The following is a 22,653-nucleotide window of genomic DNA, read 5'->3' as shown; positions in this document are numbered from 1 at the left end:
CTGTCTCAGGGGGCCAGGCGTTCGCGCAACCACTGCCCGTCGTTCAGGCGGTAGTTGAGACGGTCATGCAGGCGACTCGGCCGACCCTGCCAGAACTCCAGGCGATCGGGGAGCAGGCGATAGCCGCCCCAGTGCGGCGGACAGGGCGGTTCCTGGCCGGCAAAGCGTGCTTCGGTGACCGCCACCAGCTGCTGCAGGGCGCTGCGGTCGGCCACTACCCGGCTTTGCGGCGAGGCCCAGGCACCCAGGCGGCTGCCCAGCGGGCGCTGTTGGTAGTAGGCCGCCGACTCTTCGCTGCTGAGCCGCTCGACCCGTCCTTCGATACGCACCTGACGCTCCAGGCCCGGCCAGAAGAAGGCCATCGCGGCAAAGGGGCGAGCCGCCAGCTGTTCGCCTTTGGCGCTCTCATAGTTGCCAAAGAAGGTGAAACCCTGCTCGTCGAGCCCCTTGAGCAGCAGCACGCGGCAATGCGGGCGACCGTCAGCATCCACCGTAGCCAGGGTCATGGCATTCGCCTCGACCGGCGGCTGCTCGGTTTCCACGGCCTGGCTGAGCCACTGGCGGAACAGTTTGAAGGGGTCCAGCGGTGCCTGCGATTCGCACAGGCCGTCGCGGGTGTAGTCACGGCGCATGTCACTGAGGGATTGTTGCATCGGGGAGTTCTCCTGTTACTGCGCTGACCATAGCGGCAATTTCACGACGCCCATTGACCGGCGACAAGGCCGCGGCAATCACTCAGGGCTGGCTGGTGGTTTTGCTCTTGGCCTTGGCCTTGGCCTTGCTGGCGCTCTTGGCCGGCAGATCGGCGCTGGCCAGTTGCGGGGCAGCCGGCTGCGGCTGGCTGAAGTAGGCCAGGCGCTCTTCCAGGGTGTGCCGCGGCGTCACGATCATCTCCACGCGGCGGTTGAGCTTGCGCCCGGCCAGGCTGTCGTTGGCGGCACGCGGCATCAGCGAACCCAGGCCTTTCAAGGACAGGCGGTCACGCTGGAAGCCGGTCAGGCGGAAGATCGAGGCCACGGCCTGGGCCCGCTGGCCACTCAGTTCGTCGTTGTGCTTGGCATTGCCGCTGCTGTCGGCATGGCCAAGGATCAGCACGGCAGCCTCGGGGTCCTTTTCCAGCTCCTTGGCCAGGCGGGTCAGCGGCGCCAGGCTGGCTGGCACCAGCATATGCGGGCGGTCCGGGTTGAAGGTGCTGTCGGCCGGCGCGGTGACGATCAGTACATGGGCTTCACGGCGCACCTCGAATGCGCTGTCCTTGACGGCGGCTTGCAGGCGCGGCTGGTGCTCGTCGAGCCAGCGTTGCAGGCGGGCCTGCTCGGCCTCCTGCTGGCTGTGCAGGTCGGCGGCCGGGGCCTTGCGCTTGGCCGTGGGGGCCTGGGCTTTTTCCGTGGCACAACCCGCCAGGGTGACGCTGGCCAGCAGCAGGACAAGCAGGGAATGACGCATGGGGGTGACGCTCCGCAAGGCAAGGAATGAGCGCATTCTAGAAGGATGCGCGACGCAGGGCGAGAGGCCGTGTCACAGGCATGCGCCGAGTACCCGGGCCAGTTGCTGGGCGCGCGGGTCCATCAGCACGTAGGGGCCCAGTGTGTTGGTGACAAAAGCAAAGCTCAGGCCGCGCTGCGGATCGGCAAAGCCCACCGAACCGCCCGCCCCCGGATGCCCGAAGGCCTGGCTGCCCAGCCCATAGGTGGCATTGGCCAGCGCCGGTTGGTCGAGCATGCAACCCAGGCCAAAGCGCGTGGGCGTGAGCAGGGTGCGGTCTGCGCCGCAGGCGTGCTCGCGGGTCATTTCGTTGAGCAGCTCGGCGCACAGCAACTGGCCGTCCAGCAGTGCGTGGTAGAACCCGGCCAGCGAGCGGGCATTGCCATGGCCGTTGGCCGCCGGTTGCTGCATGCGCCGCCACTCGTCGCGGTTGGTACTGGTAAGGATCGACGGCGGGTTGCAGAAGGCCCGCGTGGTCATTGCCTGTGGCTGGCTCATCATGCACTGCAACAGACGTTGCGCGGCGGCATCACCCAGGTCGCCCTTGCCACGGGCGATGTGCGCCACACGGTGAAACTCGCTGTCGGCCAGGCCGACGTGGAAATCCAGGCCGAGCGGCTGGCAGATACGCGCGGCGATCAGCTCGCCCGGGGGCTGTCCGGTCACCCGGCGCAGCAGTTCGCCAACCAGCCAGCCGTAGGTGATCGGCGCGTAGCCATGGCCGTCGCCGGGCGTCCACCAGGGCTGCTCGGCGGCCAGCGCGGCACACATCTGCGCCCAGTCGTAGAGTGCCTCGGCCGGCAGGTTGGCACGAATCGCCGGCAGGCCGGCCTGGTGGCAAAGCAGTTGGCGCACGCTGATCTGTGCCTTGCCGGCGGCAGCAAACTCCGGCCAGTAGCGCGCCACTGGCGCATCCAGCTCCAGCTTGCCTTCGCCGACCAGTTGCAATACCACCACGGCGGCAAACGGTTTGGTGCAGGAGAACAGGTTGAGCAGTGTGTCGCTGTGCCAGGCCTGCTGTCCGTCGCGGTCGGCCACACCGCCCCACAGGTCGACCACCGTTTCGCCCTCAACCTGCACGCACAACGCCGCGCCACGTTGCTGGGGGTTGTCGAACAGCGCGGCAAAAGCGTCGCGCAATGTTTCAAAACGCAGATCGAAATAACCCTGAACGTGCACGCGGCAACTCCCCGGCTGGTCGGCAAAGCCGCCATGGTGCCGCGCCGTTGCCGGCTTGTACACCGCCTGGCGGCAAGCCGCCGTGCAACATTCGTACATGCCTTGGCAGCTGACAAGCACGGCTTTTTTTGTTGAGTTTTAAAAACACCCTGACCTGGAAAACACCCCTGACGATGCTGCAAGCACTGTTGCTGTTACTGCTCGCCGCCCTGCTGGCACCGGCGCTGACCCGCCTGCTGCCCCGGCACGCCGGGGCGTGTCTGGCGCTGCTGCCGCTGGGCATTTTCTTCTGGCTGCTGAGCCATATGGGCAGCATTGCCGACGGTCAGGTCCTCGAGCAGCGGGTGAACTGGATAGCGGCGCTACAGATTGCCGTGCACCTGCGTCTGGACGGCCTGAGCCTGCTGTTCGGCCTGCTGATCAGCGGTATCGGCAGCCTGATCGTGCTGTATGCCGCCGGCTACCTGGAGCAGCACCGCCAGCTGGGACGCTTCTATGCCTATCTGCTGCTGTTCATGCTGGCCATGCTCGGCCTGGTGCTGGCCGATGACCTGATCCTGCTGTTCGTGTTCTGGGAACTGACCAGCGTTGCTTCCTTCCTGCTCATCGGCTTCCAGCATGACAAGCCTGAGGCGCGCCGCGCCGCTTTGCAGGCGCTGCTGATTACCGGCGGTGGCGGCCTGGCGTTACTGGCCGGCCTGCTCCTGCTCGGCGGCGTGGCGCAGACCTGGCAGATCTCCAGCCTCGACGCAGCCCAGGTGCAGGGCCATGCGCTGTTCCCGGCCATCATGCTGCTGGTGCTGCTGGGCTGCTTCAGTAAATCCGCACAACTGCCCTTCCATCTCTGGCTGCCCAATGCGATGAATGCGCCGACTCCGGTGTCGGCCTTCCTGCACTCGGCCACCATGGTCAAGGCCGGGGTCTTCCTGCTCGCCCGGCTCAACCCCAGCCTGGGCGGCTCGCTGGGCTGGAGCAGCCTGCTGATTGCCTTCGGCGCTGCCACGGCGCTGCTCGGCGCCTTGCTGGCGATTCGCCAGACCGACCTGAAACGTCTGCTGGCGTACACCACGGTGGCGGTGCTCGGCCAGTTGACCATGCTGATCGGCAGCAATACGCCTTATGGCCTGCAGGCGTTCGTCCTTTATCTGGTTGCCCACTCGCTGTACAAGGCGGCCCTGTTCATGGCGGTGGGCGCCATCGACCATGCCACCGGCACCCGTGAATATCCGCGGCTGGGCGGCCTGTGGCGGTTCATGCCGCTGACCGGCTGCGCGGTGGCCCTGGCGGCGTTCTCGAATGCCGGGCTGCCACCGTTCTTCGGCTTCATCGCCAAGGAGTTCAAGTACAGCGGGCTGCTCGAACTGGGCCTGGTCGGCGGGCTGATCACCACGGTGATGATCCTCACCAACGCCCTGCTGTTCGCCGCCGCCGGGCTGGTCTTCGTCAAGAGCTTCCTCGGCCCGCCGGGTGCCTATCCGCGCCAGCCCCACGAAGTCAGCCTGCCGCTGTGGCTCGGCCCGCTGTTGCTGGCGCTCGGTGGTTTCCTGCTCGGTGCGTGGAACAGCTGGCCGGAAACCTGGCTGGTCAACATCGCGGTACAGAACATTGCCAGCGGCCCGGTGGATGTCAGCCTGTACCTGTGGGGCGGTTTCACCCCGGCCTTGCTCGCCAGCCTGCTGACCATCAGCCTGGGGCTGGCCTTCTACCTGCGCCGCGATCTGTTGCTCAAGCTGCTCGGGCGTCTGCAGTGGTTCTGGCAATTCAGTGGCGACCTGCTCTGGGACCGCCTGCTGAAACGCGTCTTCGCCGTGGCCGCGCTCACCGCCAGCGCCTTCCAGCATGGCTCGCTCCGCCAGCATCTGGCCCTGCTGGCGCTGTGCATCAGCCTGTTGCTGGGCATCGGGATCACTTGGCTGGGCTGGCCGCTGGCGCCATTCGACCTGCACCAGGCCAGCCTGCCGGCACTGCTGGCCGCCAGCCTGAGCCTGCTTGGCGCGCTGGGCGCGGCCTGGTTGCCGGGTCGCCTGAGCCTGGTGGCGGCCCTCGGCCTGAGCGGACTGGGCCTGACGCTGCTGTTCTTCCTGATGCAGGCACCGGACGTGGCGATGACCATGCTCATGGTGGAAAGCCTCGGCGTGGTGCTGCTGGCCCTGATCTACCGGCGCATGCCCCGCGTGGCGCCACAGGACCGCGGCCTAGCCTGGCCACGCGCCGTGCTGGCCGGCCTGTTTGGCCTGAGCATCGGCCTGGCCTTGCTGGTCAGCAGCGCCGCGCCGCTGCCCGGCGACCTGGCACAGTGGTATCTGGCCAACAGCTACGGCCAGGGCCACGGTGCCAATGTGGTCAATGTGATTCTGGTGGACTTCCGCGCCTTCGACACCCTGGGGGAAATCGTCGTGGTGGCGCTGGCCATGCTGGCCGCTGCCAGCCTGCTCGGGCGTACCCCGGCCAAGCTCGGCACGGGTGATCCGGTGTTTGCCTCCAGCCTGTTGCTGGAAGGCCTCAAGCCCCTGGTCTGGCTGCTCCTCGGTGCCTCGTTGCTGCTCCTCTGGCGCGGCCACAACCTGCCCGGCGGCGGGTTTATCGGCGGCCTGACGGCGGCGGCCGGCTGTGTGCTGCTGGTGCTGATGCACGGCCCGGCAAGCGCCGAACGCCTGCTCCGCCTGCGCCCACGCACGTTGATGGGGATTGGCCTGGCGGTGGCCCTGCTGGCCGCCAGCCTGGGCCTGCTCGGCGGCGGCGCGTTCTTCCAGGCGCACTGGCTGTGGCTCGGCGAACTACCGCTGGGTACGCCCCTACTGTTCGACCTGGGCGTGTACCTGTGTGTATTCGGCGCCAGCCTGCACCTGTTTCAGCGCCTGACTGCCGAGGAGCATGCCGCATGATCTGGCTCACCGCACTGACCGTCGCCGGGCTGGCCGCACTGGGCCTGTGGATGCTCCTCGACCGCAATCTCAAGCGCGTGGTGCTGGGCATCGCGGTGCTGGGCAATGCCATCAACCTGGCGGTATTCGCCGCCGGCCGCCTGGGCGCCGAACAGGCCGCCTTCACCCCGGCCGGCCAGGTGCCGCTGGCCGCCGCCAATCCGCTGCCGCAGGCGCTGGTGTTGACCGCCATCGTCATCGGCTTTGCCCTGTTCGCCTTTGCCCTGGCGCTGCTCAAACGCAGCCGTGACTTGCACGGCGACCGGGAAACCGACCACGTCAGCGCCGTCACCGAGGAACCCGCCCCGGATCTGCGCCAGGGCCCGGACCGGGAGGGCCAGGCATGAAGGCGCTACTGCTGATCAGCCCTGTGCTGTTGCCGCTGCTGACCCTGGTGGCGTGCATCCTGCTGCGTCGCCAGGGCGCCTGGGTGATCCGCGCCAGCCTGCTGGGCAGTGTGCTGCTGCTCGGCTGCGCCGGGGTGCTGCTCTGGCAGGCCGCGCAGGGCCAGGTGCTCAGTGCGCAGATGGGCGGCTGGCAGGCGCCGTACGGCATCAGCCTGGTGATCGACCGGCTGGCCGCGGCACTGATCGCCATCAGCGCGCTGATCGGCCTGGCCACCCTGCTCTACGGCCTCACCCACCACGGCCACGGGCGTCTGGAGCGGCATTTCCACCTGTTCGTGCATGGCCTGATGGCGGGCATCTGCGGTGCCTTCATCACCGCCGACCTGTTCAACCTGTATGTGTGGTTCGAGGTGCTGCTGATCGCCTCGTTTGCCCTTATTTCCCTGGGTGGCGGCCCACGCCGGCTGGCCGGCAGCCTGACTTACGTGGCGCTCAACCTGCTGGCCACCCTGGTCTTCTTGCTGGCCGCCGGCCTGCTGTATGGCAGCGCCGGCACGCTCAACATGGGTGAACTGGCCGTGCAGTTCCGCAGCGGCCAGGCCAGCGCCGGCGCCGAACTGGCGGTGCTGCTGATGCTCCTGGCGTTTGCCATCAAGGCCGCGCTGTTCCCGGTATTCGGCTGGTTGCCGGCCACCTACCACGTGGCCTGGACGCCGATCTCCGCGCTGTTCGCCGGCTTGCTCACCAAGGTTGGCGTGTACGCGCTGATCCGTCTGGTCACCCTGCTCTGGCCGGAGCCTGGCGCGCTGCACCAGGTGCTGCTGTGGCTGGCCTGCGCCACCATGCTGGTCGGCGTGCTGGGTGCCGCGGCACAAACCGAGGTGCGGCGCATCCTGTCCTTCCATGTGGTCAGCCAGGTCGGCTACATGGTCCTCGGCCTGGCCCTGGCCAGCCCGCTGGCGCTGGCCGGCGCGGTGTTCTACCTGATCCATCACATCGTGGTGAAAGCCAACCTGTTCTTCATCGGCGGCCTGGCTGCCCTGTTGTGTGGTTCCGAGCGACTGGCTGCGATGGGCGGGCTGTATGCCCGCGCCCCCTGGCTGGCCCTGCTGTTTGCCATCCCGGCCCTATCCCTGGCGGGTATTCCGCCACTGTCTGGCTTCTGGGCGAAGTTCCTGCTGGTCAAAGCCAGCCTCGACCTGGCCGCCTGGACAGCCGCTGCCGTGGCCCTACTCACCGGTGTGTTCACCCTGCTGTCGATGAGCAAGATCTGGAACGAAGCCTTCCTCAAGCCGCACCCGGAAGGCGAGGCAGCGCTGGGCAACAGCGCCGGCCTGCGCCTGGCGCTGGCCTGCATTGCCGTGCTGGCCGGCCTGACCCTGCTGATCGGCCTGGCCGCCGGGCCCGTACTCGATTACGCACAGGCCAGCGCCAGCCAGCTGCTCAGCGGCGAAGCCCACCTGGCGCTGCTCGCGCCACCTGCGGGAGACTGAAGCATGCGTGTGTATCTGTTCTGCCTGCTGCTGGCCAGCCTGTGGCTGCCCTATCCGGCCCTGCTCAGTGTGCTGGCCATGCACCTGCTGCTACGCCTGCTCGGCTTGCTGCTGCCTGCGGCACGCCACCTGGCCTGGCGGGCCGAGCAGGCCCTGGGGTTTGTCGGCTGGTATGCCGGCCAGCTGCTGATTGCCAGCCTGCAGGTAGCCTGGCTAGCGCTGAGCCGGCCCGCGCAGGTGGCGCCAGCCATCGTTGCCGTGCAGCTGGCGGTGGATAACCCCCGGCAGGCCACACTGATCGCCGCGTTGCTGACCCTCACGCCCGGCAGCCTGGCCCTGGACTATCGTCCCGGACAGCGCTGCCTGTTCCTGCACCTGCTCGACTGCCGGCAGGCCGAGCAGGCCCAGCAGGCGGTCGATGCCCTGCAGACACGCCTGCTCGGCTGGCTACGCCGGCACCCTGCGGAGATAAGCCAATGAACGCGACGATCGCCTTGGCCGGTGCCGACTGGCTGCTGCCACTGGTCGGTAGCCTGCTGCTGGCCAGCATGAGCCTGATTCTCCTGCGCCTGAGGCGCGGCCCCAGCCAGGCCGACCGAGCAGTGGCTATCGACGCGCTGACCCTGCTGGGTGTCGCTGCCCTGGTGCTGTTCAGCCTCTGGCAGAGCCAGCGCGTGCTGTTGGATGTGGCGGTGCTGCTGGCGCTGCTGTCGTTCATCGGCAGTGCCGCCTATGCCCTATTGTTCAGCAAGACGCATGACCAGGAGCCACCACAATGAATCTGCCGGATCACCTGTTGCCCTGGCTGGCCAGCCTGTGCCTGCTGCTGGGGGCCTTGCTTTCGCTGCTCGGCGCGCTGGGCGTGTGGCGCCTGCCGGATGCCTACAGTCGCCTGCATGCCGCCAGCAAGGCCGGTGCGCTGGGCGCCATGCTGCTGTTTGCCGGAGCGGCCCTGGGCAGCGCCGGCGCGTGGTCGTGGCCGGCACTCGCCGGCATCCTTGCCCTGCTGCTCAGTGCCCCGCTGGGTGCCCACGCCATTGCACGCGCGGCCTACCGCGCCGGCGACAAGCCCCGACTGGGCCCTCTTGGCGACGACCTGCAGCGCGCCAGCCAGCCACCACCGGGAGAACGCTGAGGCACAGAAAAAAAACGGTGCTGCACCGGGCAGGCCACTCGGACGCTAACTATCTTGTCAGTTACCGTCCCAGCACAGTGGAGTGCGCCATGGAATTGAACAGCCTGTTTGACCAACTGCACAGCCTGCCGACCATTCCCAAGGTGGCGCAGGATCTGATCCTGCAGTTTGATGACCCCAACGCCAACCTCGACAACGTAGCGCGTAACATTGCCCTGGACCCGGTGATCGCCGCCAAGGTGCTGCGCCTGGCCAACTCGGCACGCTTTCGCGGCGCGCGTGAAGCTGCCAGCGTGGAAGACGCCACCACCCGTCTGGGTATCAACACCCTGCGTACCCTGGTACTGGCCTCGGCGGTCACCGGGGCGTTCCAGAGCAGCAATGGTTTCGATCTCAAAGGGTTCTGGCTGCACAGTTTCAAGGTCGCCAGCCTGTGCCGGCTGCTCGCCAAGCAGCGTGGCGTGGCCAGCGAGACCGCCTTTACCTGCGGGATGATGCACAACATCGGCGAACTGCTGATCCAGACCGGCGCAGCAGATATCGCCGCACGCCTCAACCGCAAGGGGGCCAGCGACTCAGCCGGCCGGGTCGCCCAGGAGACCCTGCAACTGGGCTTTGGCTACCCGGAGGTGGGCGCCGAACTGGCGCGCCGCTGGCAACTGCCGGGCGTGATCCAGCAGGCCATTGCCCTGCAGGCGCGCCCCCATGAGTCCAGTGAAGATAGGCCGCTGCCGCGCCTGCTGGCCCAGGCCGTGCTGATCGCCGAAGCCCTCGAGCAACACCCGGACGACCTGCAGGCCGCCCAGGCCGAACTGGACAATCCGCTCTGCGAAGGCCTCGACCTGCCGGCCCTGTTCGACAAGCTGCCCGAGGTACTGGAAGCCGACAAGGCCTTTGCCGAACTGCTCAACTGATCAGTCGATCTGCCGGCGAAACGGTGGTAACGCATCGAGAATCGCCCGGCCATAGCGCTGGGTGACGACCCGCCGGTCGAGCAGGGTAATCTGTCCACGATCTTCCTCGCTGCGCAACAGACGGCCGCAGGCCTGCACCAGGCGCAGCGAGGCATCCGGCACGGCAATCTCCATGAACGGATTGCCACCGCGTGCCTCGATCCACTCGGCCAGCGCGGCTTCCACCGGGTCATCCGGCACGGCAAAGGGAATCTTGGCGATCAACACGTGCTCGCAATAGGCACCCGGCAAGTCCACCCCTTCGGCAAAGCTGGCCAGGCCAAACAGCACGCTGGGCTGACCTTCGTCGACCCGCGCCTTGTGCCGATTGAGGGTTTCCTGCTTGGACAGGTTGCCCTGAATCAGCACGCGCTTGCGCCAGTCACGCTCCAGGCCGTCGAACACGTCCTGCATCTGCTTGCGCGAGGCAAACAGCACCAGGCTGCCGCGCGCGCCCTCCACCAGCTCGGGCAAATGACGGGTGATCGCCGCGGTGTGCGCCGCCGCGTCACGCGGGTCGGCCTTGAGGTCGGGCACCCGCAGCACGCCGGCCTCGGCATGTCGGAACGGGCTGGGCACCACGCTGGTCACCGTGTTGCGCGGCAGCCCGGCGCGCATGCTGAAGCGGTCGAAGCGGTTCAGCGCGGTCAGCGTGGCCGAGGTCACCAGACAGCCGTAGGCGACATTCCACAGGTTGCGGCGCAGGGTTTCCGCCGCGAGGATCGGGCTGGCATTCACTTCGATGTCATACAGCGCGCCGCCCTCGGCCAGGGTCAGCCAGCGAGCCATCGGCGGGCTGTCGGCAGGGTCTTCGCTACTGAAGGCCAGCCACAGTTCCCAGTTGGCCTGGGCACGCGCCTGCAGGCTGCCAAACAGCGGATACCACTCCTCGGCCTGCTGCCCCGCCAGGCCCAGGCCGGCTTCGCCATCCATGACCTGCTTGAGCAGTTCGCTGACCTGGCCGAGCAGTTCGGCCAGGCGGGAAAAGCCTTTCTTCAGCTCCATGCCCATCTCGCGCAGGTGCTCGGGCACCACCCCGGCCACAAAGCGATGACGCGGCCGCTCGCTGCCCTGCATGTCTTCGCCGGCTCGAAACTCGGCCAGCTCCTCGCAGGCGCTGAACATGAACTGCTGCTGGCCGCGCAGCTCGCGGGCCAGCTCCGGCAGCTGCTCGATGAGCCGGCCGAGGTCACCCGGCAGCGGATGCTGGGCCAGCAGTCGGGTGAGGTTCTTATCGATCTGCGCCAGCCAGTCGGCGGTGGAGCGCAGCCGGGTGTAATGGGCAAAGTGGCCGATGGCCTTGTCCGGCAGGTGGTGGCCTTCGTCGAACACATACAGGGTATCGCGCGGGTCGGGCAGCACCGCACCGCCGCCCAGCGCCAGGTCGGCCAGCACCATGTCATGGTTGGTGACGATCACATCGACCTTGCCCATGCCTTCGCGGGCCTTGTAGAAGGCGCACTGCTGGAAGTTCGGGCAATGCCGGCCGGTGCACTGGCTATGGTCGGTGGTCAGGCGCTGCCAGTCGCCGTCTTCGATGGCCTCCGGCCAGGCGTCGCGGTCGCCGTCCCAGCGGTTGCCGGCGAGCTTCTCGATCATCTGGTTGAACAACTTCTGACTGCGTTCGTCCACCTCGATGGTGAAGCCTTCGTCGGCGAACAACTGGGCGGTGGCGCTTTGCGCATGGCCCTCCTGCAGCAGCAGATCGAGCTTGGACAGGCACAGGTAGCGACCGCGCCCCTTGGCCAGGGCAAAGCTGAAGTTCAACCCACTGTTGCGCAGCAGGTCGGGCAGATCCTTGTGGACGATCTGCTCCTGCAGCGCCACCGTCGCGGTGGCGATCACCAGGCGCTTGCCGGCCGCCTTGGCAGTGGGAATGCTGGCCAGGCTGTAGGCCACCGTCTTGCCGGTGCCAGTGCCGGCCTCAACCGCCACCACGGCCGGATCACCCAGGCGCCGGCCTTCCTCATCGCTGCGGATGGCACCCAACACCTTGGCCACCTCGGCAATCATCAGGCGCTGGCCATAACGTGGCTTGAGGCCCTTGGCTTCGAGAAAACGGGTATAGGCGCCCTGGATCTGGGACTTGAGTTCGCTACTGAGCATGCCGCGCCGGTCACTGGATAAATTTTCAGTAGTCTACCCAAAGCAGCCACCGGCTGTCCCGGCTTTACCGGCAAGCGCGCTTACGCCCTTCCCCGCCAGGCGCTTTTGCAGTTCAATCGCCCTCGCCTTGCCCATTACCGACAGGACAACCCATGCCTTCTTCATCGCCCAGCCCGCAACGCGCGCTGGCCGCCCTGCTTGAGCAGTACCAACCCAGCCGGCTGCTGCTGGTCGGCAACAGCCCACTGCCGACTATCACGGCCTACTGCCAGGCCCATGCCCAGGCCGAGCTAGTGCATTGCCCGGCCAGCGCGCGCCTGCCCGAGACACTGGCCAGCCAACGCTACGACCTGGCGATTGTCGTCGACTGCCTGGAACACCTCAGCCCGGCGCAGGGCCGGCAACTACTCGGCAGCATCCGCAACCTCAACAGCAGCCGCCTGGCCGTGCTGGTCGATCTGCAGGCCAGTGGCTGGACGCCCACCGACTTCTATGCCCTGGCCATGCAGGCCAGCGACAGCTTCCTGCGCGAAAAGCAGACGCTGAGCCTGTTCACCTACGACCTGTTGGCCTACAAACAGGCACCGGACTGGCTCAACGCCAAGTTCTGGGCCAACCCGGAAAATTTTGGCAAGTACTGGTGGTAAGCATGCCTGACAACGCACCCTGCCCCTGCGGCAGCGCGCTCAACCTGGACGACTGTTGCGCGCGGCTGCACCGCGGTACGCCAGCAGCCAGTGCCGAACAGTTGATGCGCTCGCGCTACAGCGCCTATGTCCTGGGCGCTATCGATTACCTGCAGCGCAGCACCCTGCCGGCACAGCAGGCCGGGCTGGACCTGCCGGCCATGCGCCTGTGGAGTGAACAAAGCCGCTGGCTGGGCCTGGAGGTGTTGCAGCATGAGCCGCTCGGCGGCCAGCCGGCGCATGCACGGGTCAGCTTCATCGCCCGCTGGGCCGACGCACAGGGCGAACATAGCCAGCATGAGTGCTCCGCCTTCGTGGAGCACCAGGGGCAGTGGTATTTCCTCGACCCCGGCGTGCCGCTCAAGGCCGGCCGTAACGACCCCTGCCCCTGTGGCGGGGGCAGCAAGTTCAAGAAGTGCTGCGGCCCGCTGCTGCCCTGATCAGAGCACCTTGAGGTGCGAGGTGTCCGGTGCCGGCGGTGCCGGCTCGGCCTTGGCCTGGCCCATGTCGCTGCCTACCGGGGCGACACTGAGGCCACTGAGATCGAGATGCGGCGCCGGCGCCTCGGGCTTGTCGTCCTGCAGATCGGCACCTACCGGAGCCAGGCCGAAGTCCGGTGCATCCACGTCACTAAAGGCCGCCATCACCTCGTCACGCGGCGTCACCTGCAGGCGTCCCGGGCGAACCGCAGGCGCGGCGGCAAGCGGTGCAGCGGGCGGCGGTGCGGCCAGCTCGATTTCCTCGACCTCGGCACTCAGGTCACACACCTCGACCCGCGCCCCGGCGCGCTCCAGGGTCATGCGGTATTTCTCCGCCCCGGCGGCATCCAGGCCGCTCTTGATGACCACGCGCCGCCCGGAAAACAGCAAGGCAATCCGCTGCTCGTCGGCCTGGAACAGCTTGGCCAGGTTGGCCTTGACCACCTCGACCCGCGCGCCTTCCACCAGTTCTCCGGAAAAAGCTATTTCAAAGCATTGCATGGTCACACTCCTGTCCTTTGCGCTTGCCATTATTCGCCCCCGCACGCTACCGCGCCGGCTCCCTGCGCTGCTGCCGGGCCCTTCACAATGACAGCAGTATGGCGCAGCTTTTTTTACTGCAACAAGCACTTGCGACCGAGCAGTTGCTTGTTACACTGGTGCGTCTTCGGAGTATCGCGATGCTATACCAGGCGCAAATGAGAAACTTTATCCGATTAGTGCTAATCGCACTGCTCGGCAGCAGCCTGGCATCCTGCTCCACCTGGGTCAGCGACGACTTCGCCGATCCGCAGGTGCAACTGCTGCGCGTGGAAGTGGTCAAGGCCAAGCTGCTCGAACAGTCCTTCATCCTGCACATGCGTATTGAAAACCCCAACGACTTCAGCCTGCCGGTGCGCGGCCTGGCCTACCGCGTCGAGCTGAACGACGTACCCTTCGCCAGCGGGCAGAACAACACTTGGTTCACCGTGCCGGCCGGCGGGCGCCATGACTTCCAGGTGCCGGTACAGACCAACCTGTGGCGGCACGTAAGGCGCATCGTGCGCTGGCTGGAAAAGCCCGATGAAGCGGTGCGCTACCAGTTCACCGGCCAGGTCAAAACCGGCTTCCTGTTCACCCGCAGCGTGCAGTTGCGGCGGAATGGCGAGATAATCCCCGGCACCCTGATCAACGACTGACCGCGCACGGCAATTGCCCGCGCCGGGCATGAGGACCTTGCATGACGCTCTACTGGTTGGCCGGCCTGTTCGCTACCCTGCTGATCCTGGCTTTGGCCGGCTACGCCGCGCTGCTCTGGCGGCGCGTCGCCCAGCAAGAGAAAGCCCGCCAGCAGCAACAGGCTGAACGCCAGCAGCGCCTGGCGGGCGACTTGCAGATCATTGCCGGCTGCCTGCTCGATGAACAGATGCCGTGGATCGAAGGCTGCATCCGCCTCAAGGTGCTCCTCGACCACTACGATGCCAGCCTGTCCTGCTCCGCGCCCTTTGCCGTGCTGCACACCGTGCATGCCGAGGTTGCAGACGTGCCCAGCCATCAGGCCTGGAAAGACCTGCCCAGCCGCGAGCGCAAGGCCCACGAGCAGCGCTTCCGCGAGCTGGAGCTGCAACACAAGATCGCCGTACGCCAGGCCGTCCTGCACCTGCAACAGCAACTGGCCGCCCGCGCCTGACCCACCGCCCATTGGCCCCGCCCAGGAACTTCGTCATGCCCGCCACCTCGCTGCTTCGTCCCCTGGCCCTGGGCGCCCTGCTGGGCAGCCTGCTCGGCCTGACTGGCTGCCAGTCGCTGCTCAATAGCCGCTATGCCGACAGCGTGCACCCCGATCAGGGCGTGGTACGCATCCAGGGCCTCGGGCAAAACGTGGTCGTGCGCCGCAATGCGCTGGGCATGCCGCTGATCGAGAGCAACAGTTTCCACGATGCGCTGTTCAGCATGGGTTACCTGCATGCCGCCGACCGCCTCAGCCAGATGGTCAGCATGCGCCTGCTGGCCCAGGGCCGCCTGGCCGAACTGGCCGGTCCCGGCGTACTGGAAGTCGACCGTTTCATGCGTGCCGTCAACCTGCGCGCCAGCGCCGAGCAGATGTACCGCAATGCCTCGCCACAGCTGCAGGAAATCTTCCAGGTGTATGCCCGTGGGGTGAACGCTTACCTGTTCCGCCACCGCGACAAGCTGCCCATGGACCTCGCCGAAGCCGGCCATCGCCCCGCCTATTGGCAGGCTGAGGACTCAGCGCTGCTGTTCTGCCTGCTCAACTTCGGCCTGGCCGCCAACCTCAAGGAAGAAATTGCTGCACTGCTGCTCGCCGAACGGGTCGGCAGCGCGCAGCTGGCCTGGCTGCTGCCCATCTACCCGGACGAAGCGCTGCCCTTCGACGAAGCGGACAAGCTCGCCGGCCTGGCTCTGCACGGGCAAATTCCCGGTTTGGCGCAGCTGCAACAGACCGGCCAGCAACTGGCTGGCCTGCAGCTGTTCGGCACTGCCGCCTCGAACAACTGGGCCATCGCCCCGTCGCGCAGCGCCAGCGGCAAGACCCTGCTGGCCAACGACACCCACCTGCCGCTCAGCCAGCCGTCGCTGTGGAACTTCATGCAGATCCGCGCGCCACGCTACCAGGCCGCCGGCATCACCCTGGCCGGGATTCCCGCCGTGGTGGCCGGTTTCAACGGCAAGCTGGCCTGGGGCATGACCATGGTCATGGGCGACAACCAGGACCTCTACCTGGAACAACTGCGCGAAGAAAACGGCCGCCTGCTGTACCTGGCCGACGGCCAGTGGCTGCCCACCCGCGAACGCCACGAAACCTTCTTCATCAAGGGCCAGCGCCCGCAGCGCGAAGTCATTCATGAAACCCGCAACGGCCCGCTGCTCAATAGCCGCGGCAGCGAACGCCAGCACGCCATGCAGCCACTGCCGCTGAACAGCCGCTACGGCCTGGCCCTGCGGCATATCCAACTGGAACAGGACCAGACCCTCGACGCCTTCTTCGCCCTGTCGCGCGCCCAGTCGGTCGACCAGGCCCATGCCGCGACCAGCCAGATCCGCGCCATGGCTCTCAACCTGGTGTATGCCGATGCACAACACATCGCCTGGCAGGTCAGCGGACGCTTCCCTAACCGCCGCCAGGGCCGCGGCCTGCTGCCCTCCCCCGGTTGGGATAAGCGTTTCGCCTGGGATGGCTATGCCGACCCGATGCTCCACCCCTACGACCAGGACCCACCACAGGGCTGGCTGGGCACTGCCAACCAGCGCAGCGTACCAGCCGGCTATGGCGTACAGCTGTCCAGCTCCTGGTACTACCCGGAACGCGCCGAGCGCATCGCGCAACTGGCCGAAGCCAGCTCGCGCCACGACACGCGCAGCATGATCAGCATGCAATACGACCAACACTCACCCTTCGTCGGCAAGCTGCAGGCCATGTTCCAGGCACCCGGCATGGCCGAAGGTCTGCAGCAAGCCATTGCCGCCCTGCCCGGCGAACGACGCGCCCGCGCCGAAGAAGCCTTGCGCCGCCTGCTGGCCTTCGATGGCCAGCTCGCTGCCGGCTCTGCCGACGCCGCCTTGTATGGCGCCTTCCTGCACAGCAGCGCCCAGGAAATCTTCCTCGACGAACTCGGCCCGCTGCACAGCCCGGCCTGGCAGGCCCTGGTGGAAACCGCCAACCTCTCCTACTCGGCTCAAGCCGACCACCTGCTCGGCCGGGAAGACAGCCCGTTCTGGAACGACCAGCGCACCGCCAGCCAGGAAGACAAGCCAACCATCCTCGCGCGCAGCCTGGCCGCCGCCGTGGAGCTGCTGGAAGCCCGCCTGGGCAGCGACCGCCAGCACTGGCAGTGGGGCAAGCTGCACAGCTACTACTGGCGCAGCGACAGCAGCAAACTGGCCGCCCACCTGCCGGCCAGCCAGCGCGCCAGCGTCAATGCCCTGTCCGGCTACCTGAACCGCGGCCCCTACCCGGCCGGCGGCGACCACAGCACCCTCAACGTCTCGGCCTATGCCTGGGGACAGGACTTCGACACCTGGCTGATCCCCGCCATGCGCCTGATCGTCGACTTCGGCCGCGACGAGCCGATGCTCGGCCTGAACAGCAGCGGCCAGTCCGGCAACCCGGCCAGCCGCCACTATGCCGACGGCATAGACGCCTGGCGCCAGGGCCATTACCAGAGCTTCCCGCTACGCCCGGAGAACATCGACAAGGTGTATGGCCAGCGCCGCCTGTTGCTGGTGCCGGCGCAACCCTGAAGGGAACTTCCGCCGCCAACGTGGCTCTGAATAACCGACGACTCCACAGCTGTATCTTCAGGGCACCCGCAAGGTGCCCTTTTCTTTTGTGCTGCCGCACGCTTGCCCTTTGCCCGCACAGAAATTAAGGTCGGCTTATCCCCGCCGTGGCTACCCGCATAAGGACATGCATGCCCAGCCTACTCGTCACCCCGCCAGCTCACCTACCCCGCCAACCACGCTGCCGTGCCTCAATCCAACAACCGCGCAAAACAGACGCGGGGCAATGGTATGTCGGGGCGTTCTGTAATTGACTTAAGCGGAGGCTCAGTTAATGTTTTTGCGGCCCACAATAGCGAGCAAACTTTACTTTAAAAAAGACCACAGGAATCACACCATGAAAGCAATACAACCAATAATAATCGCCACACTAATCACGCTCACCGGATGTGCGACAGGCAAAAATTATTCACAACATGAAATGATCAGCGAAAGTACCGAGCGCGTTTTTACGTACGACTACAGCATACCCAAGTCAGACAAAAACACTCTTTGGAAAAGAGCCAGAGACTATTTCGCTGCCACTTACGGTGACAGCAGAGCCGTTTTTAGAATTCAGGATGAAAGTGACGGCATACTCATAGGAAAAGGCATACACACCTGGATATTTGCAGATGTACTTTTATGCAGCAATGAATACCATGTTAGATTTGCAGCAAAAAATGAGAAAGCAAGATTACAATTCGAACTCATTCAAGATGTACCGGCACTCAGCAAATGCCTAGGCTACCCTTTGCCAAGCAAAGTCGCATATCAAGATATGGTTAAAATCTTCTCTGAAACCAGCAGCAACTTAGAGAAAGCACTGACTGGCGAAGAGCAACCCAACGATTTTAAAAACTTTTAAATAATAAAAATAACAGATCATGTTTCTAAAAAAGTATTGATAGAGCGATTTTTACCCTGCTCGCCCAGCGCGACCGCCTTGTTGCGCAGGCAGCATTCTTCAAAACCATAACTAATAAATTGAGAGCTACCGGCCGAGTGGCGCAGGTTATTGCACAAGCGATAACACGAGCACAGACGAAAAGTGTCCATCCCAAGGTGGTCGACCGCATATATCGCACCATGATTGCTGCGCTCATTGAGGCCGAGCTTGAGGAACATGCCGTGCTCAATGCCCAGGCCAGTCACACTTGAACAGCCGCCAACCAGCCGAAAACAAACCCGTTGCCAATCCGCAGCGCACCGTCAGACACCAAGGCCACCCATGCACATCGACTACACAATCAACGCCCCGGTCAGTGCCGCGCAGTTTATTGATTTGCTGGAGCGCTCCACGCTCGGGGCGCGCCGTCCGATTGATGACCTGGCCTGTATCGAGGGTATGCTCGCCAACAGCAACCTGACCGTTAGCGCCTGGGCTGGTGAACAGCTGGTGGGCATGGCCCGTGCGTTGACCGACTTTCACTATGCCTGCTACCTGTCTGACCTGGCGGTGTGCAGCGCCTATCAGCAGTCCGGGATTGGCAAGCAGCTGCAAAGGCTCACACAGCAACAGCTCGGGCCGCGCTGCAAGCTCATTTTGATCGCTGCTCCCGCTGCGCAGGCGTATTACGCACATATTGGCTACAGCCATAATCCGCGCTGCTGGGTACTTGAGCGGCAGGCGCAGATCAACCAGTAGCCAGGGCCTGCACCCGCCAACCCCCATCCCCTTCACCAGCAAGGCGCTGTCTATATGTCTGAGCCAAGCCCGGAACTGCAACAACTGCTGCAAGATCTTGCCTGTGTAATGTTCCCTGACCACCCGGAGCAGCCCGTTACCCTGCAAAGCCGCGGTTATGACGGCGATAGCGCGCTGCATGTAGTGCTCTGGCAAGGCAATGAGAGAGCGGCACAGCTGTTGATCGACGCGGGAGCTGAGGTCAATGCAGCGGGGGAAATGGGCGAGACACCGCTGCATGTCGCAGCACGCCAGGCCTCGGCCGAAACCCTTGCCCGGCTTCTCTGTGCCGGCGCACGGCTGGACAGCCTGTCCGAATTCGGCCAGACCGCGGCCGACCTGGCCCGCGCCGCTGCGCGCGAGGCCGTCTGGCAGCAAGCCCTGCAACTGGCCCGCCGCCACAGGCCAGGTAAACAGCCTGCCAAACCGCCGCGAAAAGGTGCCTAGCCGTGTTGCACGTGGTTCAGACGTACTGTCCGGCGGCGTAGCCCGAAGCCCAGGCCCACTGGAAGTTGAAGCCGCCCAGCTGGCCACTGACATCCAGCACTTCGCCGATGAAATACAGGCCGGGGGCTTTTTGCGATTCCATGGTCTTGGACGACACTTCGCGGGTATCCACCCCGCCCAGGGTAACTTCGGCGGTGCGATAACCCTCGGTGCCGGCCGGCACCAGCCGCCAATTGCCCAGCCGCTCGGCAATCGCCTGCAACTCAGCCGGCGTGAGCTGCTTGAGTGGACGCGAGACAAACCACTGCTCGCACAGCAGGCCGGCCATCTTCTTGGTGAAGCATTCGGCAAGCAGGGTACGCAGCTCGATATTCGGGCGCTGTTGCTGCTGCTCGACCAGCCATTCCGGCAGGTCGAGATGCGGTAGCAGGTTGATGTGAATTTCTTCGCCAGCCTGCCAGTAGGAGGAGAGTTGCAGGATGGCCGGGCCACTCAGACCGCGGTGGGTGAACAGGATGTTCTCGCGGAACTGCTGGCCGTTACAGCTGACCAGGCAGTCTTCCACCGAGGTGCCGGACAACTCGCTGCACAATGCCTTGAGCGCCGGATCGGTAATAGTGAACGGCACCAGCGCGGCGCGCGTAGGCAGTACCTGGTGACCGAACTGACGGGCCACCTGGTAGCCAAAGCCGCTGGCGCCGAGGGTCGGGATCGACAGGCCGCCGGTGGCTACCACCAGCGACTGGCATTGCCAGGTTCCGCCACTGCTGACCAGCTGGTAACCGTCCTGCGCGCGGGCGTCGATGCGCTCTACGTGGGTTTCCATACGCAGGCACACGCCGTGCTGCTGGCACTCGTCGAGCAGCAGGTTGAGGATGTCGCTGGCCTTGTTGACGCAGAACAGTTGGCCGAGCTTCTTCTCTTCATAAGGCACCGCATGCCGGTTGACCGCTTCGAGAAAGTCCCACTGGGTGTAGCGGGCCAGTGCCGACTTGCAGAAATGCGGGTTGGCCGACAGGTAGTTGCCCGGTTCGACGTACAGGTTGGTGAAGTTGCAGCGCCCGCCACCGGACATGAGGATTTTCTTGCCGGGTTTGTTGGCATGCTCCAGCAGCAACACGCGGCGCCCGCGGGCGGCGGCCTGCCAGGCACACATCAGGCCGGCAGCACCGGCACCGATGATGATTACGTCATAGTCTGTCTGGCGGTCATGCCCGTGCATGGTGTCTGGCCTCTGTCAGTGCGGCGCGCATCTTAGCAGGCTGTTGTGCGCTTGGCTGGGCAGTCGCGGCGTCACGGGTTAGGCTGCACTCCCCTGCCAGCCGAGTGAGACAGACCATGAGTGATATCCCTCTCTTCGATGAACATCCGCTGAGCCCGGTGGAAGTACGCGTGCTCGGCAGCCTGATCGAGAAGCAGGCCACCACGCCGGAAAGCTATCCCCTGACCCTCAATGCCCTGCAACTGGCCTGCAACCAAAAGACCAGCCGCGAGCCATTGATGAACCTGGATAGCGGGCCGATCGGCGCCGCCTTGCGCCAACTGGAAAACCGCCAACTGGTGCGCCTGGTCATGGGCAGTCGCGCCGATCGCTGGGAACAACGCCTGGACAAGGCACTCGGACTGACCCCGCCGCAGTTGTGCCTGCTCGGCCTGCTGTTGTTACGCGGCCCGCAGACAGTCAATGAACTGCTCACGCGCAGCCAGCGTCTGCATGCCTTCGAGGATGGCGAAGAGCTGCTGCATCAGTTGCAGCGGTTGATCGGTCATCAGTGGGTGATGCAGGTGGCCCGCCAGGGCGGGCAACGCGAGGACCGCTATATGCACCTGCTCGGCGATGCCGAGGAACGTGCCGAGCGCATTGCCGCGCTGGGCAGCAGCGCGGCCGCGAGCGCGGAAGCACGCGGCGCACTGGAGGAACGTTTGAGCGTGCTGGAGGCGCGCCTGGCCGATGTCGAGGCACGCCTGGCCAGCCTGACTGGCGAGTAAGCAGACGCCGCAGCACAACGCTGCGGCGTCCGTGGCTTAACGTTGGTCCCAGACACCCGGTTCCAGCTTGTCCTGCACTTCCGGGTACTGCGCCGCATCGAAGGTCGGCAGCTTGCCGGCCTTGAGTTGCGCGTTGTAGTCGCGCGCCAGCTTGAGCACCAGCGGGAACAGCAGGAGGATGGCGATCAGGTTGGTGATGGCCATCAGGCCCATCGACAGGTCAGCCAGGTTCCACACGAAGGGCAGCGAGGCCATCGCCCCGAACATTACCATACCCAGTACGATCAGGCGGAACAGCAACAATCCGGCCGGGTGGTTGTGCTCGATGAACACCAGGCAGTTCTCGGCGTAGAAGTAATTGGCGACGATCGAGGTAAAGGCGAAGAACAGGATGATCAGGGTGAGGAAATACTTGCCCCAGTCGCCGACCTGATGGGTCAGCGCATTCTGCACCAGCATGATGCCCTCGCCCTCCTGCGGACCGGCCAGCAGGATGATCGCAGCCGACGCGGTACAGATCAGCAGGGTGTCGATGAACACGCCAGCCATCTGCACATAGCCCTGCGACACCGGATGCGGCGGATAGGGCGTGGCCGAGGCCGCCGCGTTGGGCGCCGAGCCCATGCCGGCTTCGTTGGAGAACAGGCCGCGCTTGAAGCCATTGAGGATGGCCGCGCCAATCCCGCCCGCCGCCGCTTCATGCAGGCCAAAGGCGCTCTGCACGATCAGGCTGAGGATGCCGGGGATCTTGTCCAGGTTGAGGAGGATCAGCGCTACGGCTACCAGCAGGTAAGCCACCGCCATAAACGGTACGGCCAACTCGGAAAAACGCGCGATAGCGCGCAGGCCGCCAAAGATGATCAACGCGGTAACCAGCACCAGCACTACGCCGGTCAGCCACTCCGGCATGCCGAAGCCACCCTGTAGGGCACCGCTGATGGTGTTGGCCTGCACCGAGTTGAACACGAAACCGAAGGCGATGATCAGGAAGATCGAGAACAGCACGCCCATCCAGCGGGCATTCAGGCCTTTTTCCATGTAGTAGGCCGGGCCGCCACGGTACTGGCCACGGTCATCACGGGTCTTGAACAGTTGCGCCAGGGTGGCTTCGACAAAGCCGGTGGCCATGCCCAGCAGGGCAATCACCCACATCCAGAAGATCGCCCCGGGGCCACCCAGGGTAATGGCTACCGCTACACCGGCCACATTGCCGGTACCGACGCGTGCCGCCAGCGAAGTACAGAGCGCCTGGAAGGAAGAAATGCCGGATTCGTCGGAACGGCGGCTGCCCTTGAGGATGCTGAAGGCGTGGCCGAAATGACGGAACTGGATAAAGCCCAGGCGCAAGGTGAAATACACCCCGCAGGCTACCAGCAACCAGATCAGCACCTTGCCCCAGATGAGGCCATTGAGCAGGTCGACGACCTGAGTGGCAATGTCTTGCATGGACAACTCCCCTGCCGCTTGTGGCGGCCTGTTGTGA

At 65.3% G+C, this 22,653-nt stretch carries 24 protein-coding genes; 17 read left to right on the top strand and 7 right to left on the bottom strand.

The window, feature by feature from the left end:
- Nucleotides 1–5: 5 nt before the first annotated feature.
- The 3 genes from pdxH to CW360_RS07695 all read right to left on the bottom strand — a co-directional run bounded on the left by pdxH (nt 6) and on the right by CW360_RS07695 (nt 2,664).
- Nucleotides 6–653: a pyridoxamine 5'-phosphate oxidase gene (gene pdxH, locus CW360_RS07705; protein WP_101193307.1), complete on the bottom strand. Its 648-nt coding sequence runs from the start codon at nt 651–653 to the stop codon at nt 6–8.
- Nucleotides 654–735: 82 nt separating this feature from the next.
- A complete protein-coding gene (locus tag CW360_RS07700) occupies nt 736–1,446 on the bottom strand; it encodes an OmpA family protein (protein ID WP_101193306.1) in 711 nt (236 codons plus the stop codon).
- A 72-nt stretch (nt 1,447–1,518) separates the two neighbouring features.
- On the bottom strand, nt 1,519–2,664 hold the full coding sequence (locus CW360_RS07695) for a serine hydrolase domain-containing protein (protein ID WP_101193305.1): 1,146 nt from the start codon (nt 2,662–2,664) through the stop codon (nt 1,519–1,521).
- A 173-nt stretch (nt 2,665–2,837) separates the two neighbouring features.
- On the opposite strand from CW360_RS07695, the gene mbhE reads away from it, so the two are divergent.
- The 7 genes from mbhE to CW360_RS07660 all read left to right on the top strand — a co-directional run bounded on the left by mbhE (nt 2,838) and on the right by CW360_RS07660 (nt 9,477).
- Nucleotides 2,838–5,549 carry a hydrogen gas-evolving membrane-bound hydrogenase subunit E gene (gene mbhE, locus CW360_RS07690; protein WP_101193304.1) on the top strand — a complete coding sequence of 904 codons (2,712 nt, stop codon included), beginning with the start codon at nt 2,838–2,840 and terminating at the stop codon, nt 5,547–5,549.
- Nucleotides 5,546–5,935 carry a sodium:proton antiporter gene (locus CW360_RS07685; RefSeq protein ID WP_093986230.1) on the top strand — a complete coding sequence of 130 codons (390 nt, stop codon included), beginning with the start codon at nt 5,546–5,548 and terminating at the stop codon, nt 5,933–5,935. The genes mbhE and CW360_RS07685 overlap by 4 nt, the downstream gene beginning before the upstream one ends.
- Complete coding sequence (locus CW360_RS07680) at nt 5,932–7,428, top strand: proton-conducting transporter transmembrane domain-containing protein (RefSeq protein WP_101193303.1); 1,497 nt, start codon at nt 5,932–5,934, stop codon at nt 7,426–7,428. Before CW360_RS07685 ends, CW360_RS07680 begins: the two co-directional genes overlap by 4 nt.
- Nucleotides 7,429–7,431: 3 nt before the next feature.
- The gene (locus CW360_RS07675) at nt 7,432–7,908 is read left to right on the top strand and encodes a Na+/H+ antiporter subunit E (RefSeq protein ID WP_093986233.1); all 477 of its coding nucleotides are present in this window, start codon (nt 7,432–7,434) and stop codon (nt 7,906–7,908) included.
- Nucleotides 7,905–8,207, top strand: a complete 303-nt coding sequence (locus CW360_RS07670) for an MrpF/PhaF family protein (protein ID WP_101193302.1) — start codon at nt 7,905–7,907, stop codon at nt 8,205–8,207. The genes CW360_RS07675 and CW360_RS07670 overlap by 4 nt, the downstream gene beginning before the upstream one ends.
- Nucleotides 8,204–8,563, top strand: a complete 360-nt coding sequence (mnhG, locus tag CW360_RS07665) for a monovalent cation/H(+) antiporter subunit G (RefSeq protein WP_093986235.1) — start codon at nt 8,204–8,206, stop codon at nt 8,561–8,563. Before CW360_RS07670 ends, mnhG begins: the two co-directional genes overlap by 4 nt.
- A gap of 89 nt (nt 8,564–8,652) precedes the next feature.
- Nucleotides 8,653–9,477: an HDOD domain-containing protein gene (locus CW360_RS07660; protein ID WP_093986237.1), complete on the top strand. Its 825-nt coding sequence runs from the start codon at nt 8,653–8,655 to the stop codon at nt 9,475–9,477.
- On the opposite strand, the gene dinG is transcribed toward CW360_RS07660, so the two are convergent.
- Nucleotides 9,478–11,622 (bottom strand): ATP-dependent DNA helicase DinG, encoded by a 2,145-nt coding sequence (dinG, locus tag CW360_RS07655; protein WP_093986238.1) that lies wholly within the window; start codon nt 11,620–11,622, stop codon nt 9,478–9,480.
- Between the two features lie 152 nt (nt 11,623–11,774).
- Here dinG and CW360_RS07650 point away from each other — a divergent pair, with 152 nt between their 5' ends.
- Together CW360_RS07650 and CW360_RS07645 are read left to right on the top strand one after the other, a co-directional pair.
- Nucleotides 11,775–12,269 (top strand): DUF6231 family protein, encoded by a 495-nt coding sequence (locus tag CW360_RS07650; protein ID WP_101193301.1) that lies wholly within the window; start codon nt 11,775–11,777, stop codon nt 12,267–12,269.
- Between the two features lie 2 nt (nt 12,270–12,271).
- Nucleotides 12,272–12,748: a YchJ family protein gene (locus CW360_RS07645; protein WP_101193300.1), complete on the top strand. Its 477-nt coding sequence runs from the start codon at nt 12,272–12,274 to the stop codon at nt 12,746–12,748.
- Here the strand turns inward: CW360_RS07645 and CW360_RS07640 are convergent, their stop codons facing one another.
- Complete coding sequence (locus CW360_RS07640) at nt 12,749–13,288, bottom strand: hypothetical protein (protein ID WP_101193299.1); 540 nt, start codon at nt 13,286–13,288, stop codon at nt 12,749–12,751.
- A gap of 179 nt (nt 13,289–13,467) precedes the next feature.
- On the opposite strand from CW360_RS07640, the gene CW360_RS07635 reads away from it, so the two are divergent.
- The 7 genes from CW360_RS07635 to CW360_RS07605 all read left to right on the top strand — a co-directional run bounded on the left by CW360_RS07635 (nt 13,468) and on the right by CW360_RS07605 (nt 19,181).
- Nucleotides 13,468–13,965 (top strand): LEA/WHy family protein, encoded by a 498-nt coding sequence (locus CW360_RS07635; protein WP_101193298.1) that lies wholly within the window; start codon nt 13,468–13,470, stop codon nt 13,963–13,965.
- Between the two features lie 41 nt (nt 13,966–14,006).
- Nucleotides 14,007–14,456 carry a DUF2489 domain-containing protein gene (locus tag CW360_RS07630; protein ID WP_101193297.1) on the top strand — a complete coding sequence of 150 codons (450 nt, stop codon included), beginning with the start codon at nt 14,007–14,009 and terminating at the stop codon, nt 14,454–14,456.
- A gap of 35 nt (nt 14,457–14,491) precedes the next feature.
- Entirely contained in the window at nt 14,492–17,029 is a 2,538-nt protein-coding gene (locus CW360_RS07625) for a penicillin acylase family protein (protein WP_101193296.1), read from the top strand.
- Between the two features lie 376 nt (nt 17,030–17,405).
- Nucleotides 17,406–17,915 carry a DUF4468 domain-containing protein gene (locus CW360_RS07620; RefSeq protein ID WP_157825265.1) on the top strand — a complete coding sequence of 170 codons (510 nt, stop codon included), beginning with the start codon at nt 17,406–17,408 and terminating at the stop codon, nt 17,913–17,915.
- A gap of 35 nt (nt 17,916–17,950) precedes the next feature.
- Nucleotides 17,951–18,208: a chorismate mutase gene (locus CW360_RS07615; RefSeq protein WP_101193294.1), complete on the top strand. Its 258-nt coding sequence runs from the start codon at nt 17,951–17,953 to the stop codon at nt 18,206–18,208.
- Between the two features lie 70 nt (nt 18,209–18,278).
- Entirely contained in the window at nt 18,279–18,695 is a 417-nt protein-coding gene (locus tag CW360_RS07610) for a GNAT family N-acetyltransferase (RefSeq protein WP_093986246.1), read from the top strand.
- Nucleotides 18,696–18,749: 54 nt separating this feature from the next.
- Complete coding sequence (locus tag CW360_RS07605) at nt 18,750–19,181, top strand: ankyrin repeat domain-containing protein (RefSeq protein WP_101193293.1); 432 nt, start codon at nt 18,750–18,752, stop codon at nt 19,179–19,181.
- Nucleotides 19,182–19,197: 16 nt separating this feature from the next.
- Here CW360_RS07605 and CW360_RS07600 read toward each other — a convergent pair whose 3' ends face one another.
- A complete protein-coding gene (locus CW360_RS07600; protein ID WP_101193292.1) occupies nt 19,198–20,403 on the bottom strand; it encodes a BaiN/RdsA family NAD(P)/FAD-dependent oxidoreductase in 1,206 nt (401 codons plus the stop codon).
- Between the two features lie 116 nt (nt 20,404–20,519).
- Here CW360_RS07600 and CW360_RS07595 point away from each other — a divergent pair, with 116 nt between their 5' ends.
- Nucleotides 20,520–21,170: a YceH family protein gene (locus tag CW360_RS07595; protein WP_101193291.1), complete on the top strand. Its 651-nt coding sequence runs from the start codon at nt 20,520–20,522 to the stop codon at nt 21,168–21,170.
- Nucleotides 21,171–21,206: 36 nt separating this feature from the next.
- Here the strand turns inward: CW360_RS07595 and CW360_RS07590 are convergent, their stop codons facing one another.
- On the bottom strand, nt 21,207–22,616 hold the full coding sequence (locus tag CW360_RS07590; RefSeq protein WP_101193290.1) for an alanine/glycine:cation symporter family protein: 1,410 nt from the start codon (nt 22,614–22,616) through the stop codon (nt 21,207–21,209).
- Nucleotides 22,617–22,653: the final 37 nt, after the last annotated feature.

It is taken from the genome of Pseudomonas fluvialis (assembly GCF_002835605.1).
Taxonomy (GTDB): Bacteria; Pseudomonadota; Gammaproteobacteria; order Pseudomonadales; family Pseudomonadaceae; genus Aquipseudomonas; species Aquipseudomonas fluvialis.
Note: the sequence above shows the minus strand (reverse complement) of the source record. Positions and strands in the feature narration are given on the sequence as shown.

Excerpts from the sequence above, each read along its gene's own strand:
- pdxH (WP_101193307.1), bottom strand. The coding sequence starts at position 653 with ATGCAACAATCCCTCAGTGACATGCGCCGTGACTACACCCGCGACGGC.
- CW360_RS07700 (WP_101193306.1), bottom strand. The coding sequence starts at position 1,446 with ATGCGTCATTCCCTGCTTGTCCTGCTGCTGGCCAGCGTCACCCTGGCG.
- mbhE (WP_101193304.1), top strand. The coding sequence starts at position 2,838 with ATGCTGCAAGCACTGTTGCTGTTACTGCTCGCCGCCCTGCTGGCACCG.
- CW360_RS07685 (WP_093986230.1), top strand. The coding sequence starts at position 5,546 with ATGATCTGGCTCACCGCACTGACCGTCGCCGGGCTGGCCGCACTGGGC.
- CW360_RS07680 (WP_101193303.1), top strand. The coding sequence starts at position 5,932 with ATGAAGGCGCTACTGCTGATCAGCCCTGTGCTGTTGCCGCTGCTGACC.
- CW360_RS07675 (WP_093986233.1), top strand. The coding sequence starts at position 7,432 with ATGCGTGTGTATCTGTTCTGCCTGCTGCTGGCCAGCCTGTGGCTGCCC.
- CW360_RS07670 (WP_101193302.1), top strand. The coding sequence starts at position 7,905 with ATGAACGCGACGATCGCCTTGGCCGGTGCCGACTGGCTGCTGCCACTG.
- mnhG (WP_093986235.1), top strand. The coding sequence starts at position 8,204 with ATGAATCTGCCGGATCACCTGTTGCCCTGGCTGGCCAGCCTGTGCCTG.
- CW360_RS07660 (WP_093986237.1), top strand. The coding sequence starts at position 8,653 with ATGGAATTGAACAGCCTGTTTGACCAACTGCACAGCCTGCCGACCATT.
- dinG (WP_093986238.1), bottom strand. The coding sequence starts at position 11,622 with ATGCTCAGTAGCGAACTCAAGTCCCAGATCCAGGGCGCCTATACCCGT.
- CW360_RS07650 (WP_101193301.1), top strand. The coding sequence starts at position 11,775 with ATGCCTTCTTCATCGCCCAGCCCGCAACGCGCGCTGGCCGCCCTGCTT.
- CW360_RS07645 (WP_101193300.1), top strand. The coding sequence starts at position 12,272 with ATGCCTGACAACGCACCCTGCCCCTGCGGCAGCGCGCTCAACCTGGAC.
- CW360_RS07640 (WP_101193299.1), bottom strand. The coding sequence starts at position 13,288 with ATGCAATGCTTTGAAATAGCTTTTTCCGGAGAACTGGTGGAAGGCGCG.
- CW360_RS07635 (WP_101193298.1), top strand. The coding sequence starts at position 13,468 with ATGCTATACCAGGCGCAAATGAGAAACTTTATCCGATTAGTGCTAATC.
- CW360_RS07630 (WP_101193297.1), top strand. The coding sequence starts at position 14,007 with ATGACGCTCTACTGGTTGGCCGGCCTGTTCGCTACCCTGCTGATCCTG.
- CW360_RS07625 (WP_101193296.1), top strand. The coding sequence starts at position 14,492 with ATGCCCGCCACCTCGCTGCTTCGTCCCCTGGCCCTGGGCGCCCTGCTG.
- CW360_RS07620 (WP_157825265.1), top strand. The coding sequence starts at position 17,406 with ATGAAAGCAATACAACCAATAATAATCGCCACACTAATCACGCTCACC.
- CW360_RS07610 (WP_093986246.1), top strand. The coding sequence starts at position 18,279 with ATGCACATCGACTACACAATCAACGCCCCGGTCAGTGCCGCGCAGTTT.
- CW360_RS07605 (WP_101193293.1), top strand. The coding sequence starts at position 18,750 with ATGTCTGAGCCAAGCCCGGAACTGCAACAACTGCTGCAAGATCTTGCC.
- CW360_RS07600 (WP_101193292.1), bottom strand. The coding sequence starts at position 20,403 with ATGCACGGGCATGACCGCCAGACAGACTATGACGTAATCATCATCGGT.
- CW360_RS07595 (WP_101193291.1), top strand. The coding sequence starts at position 20,520 with ATGAGTGATATCCCTCTCTTCGATGAACATCCGCTGAGCCCGGTGGAA.
- CW360_RS07590 (WP_101193290.1), bottom strand. The coding sequence starts at position 22,616 with ATGCAAGACATTGCCACTCAGGTCGTCGACCTGCTCAATGGCCTCATC.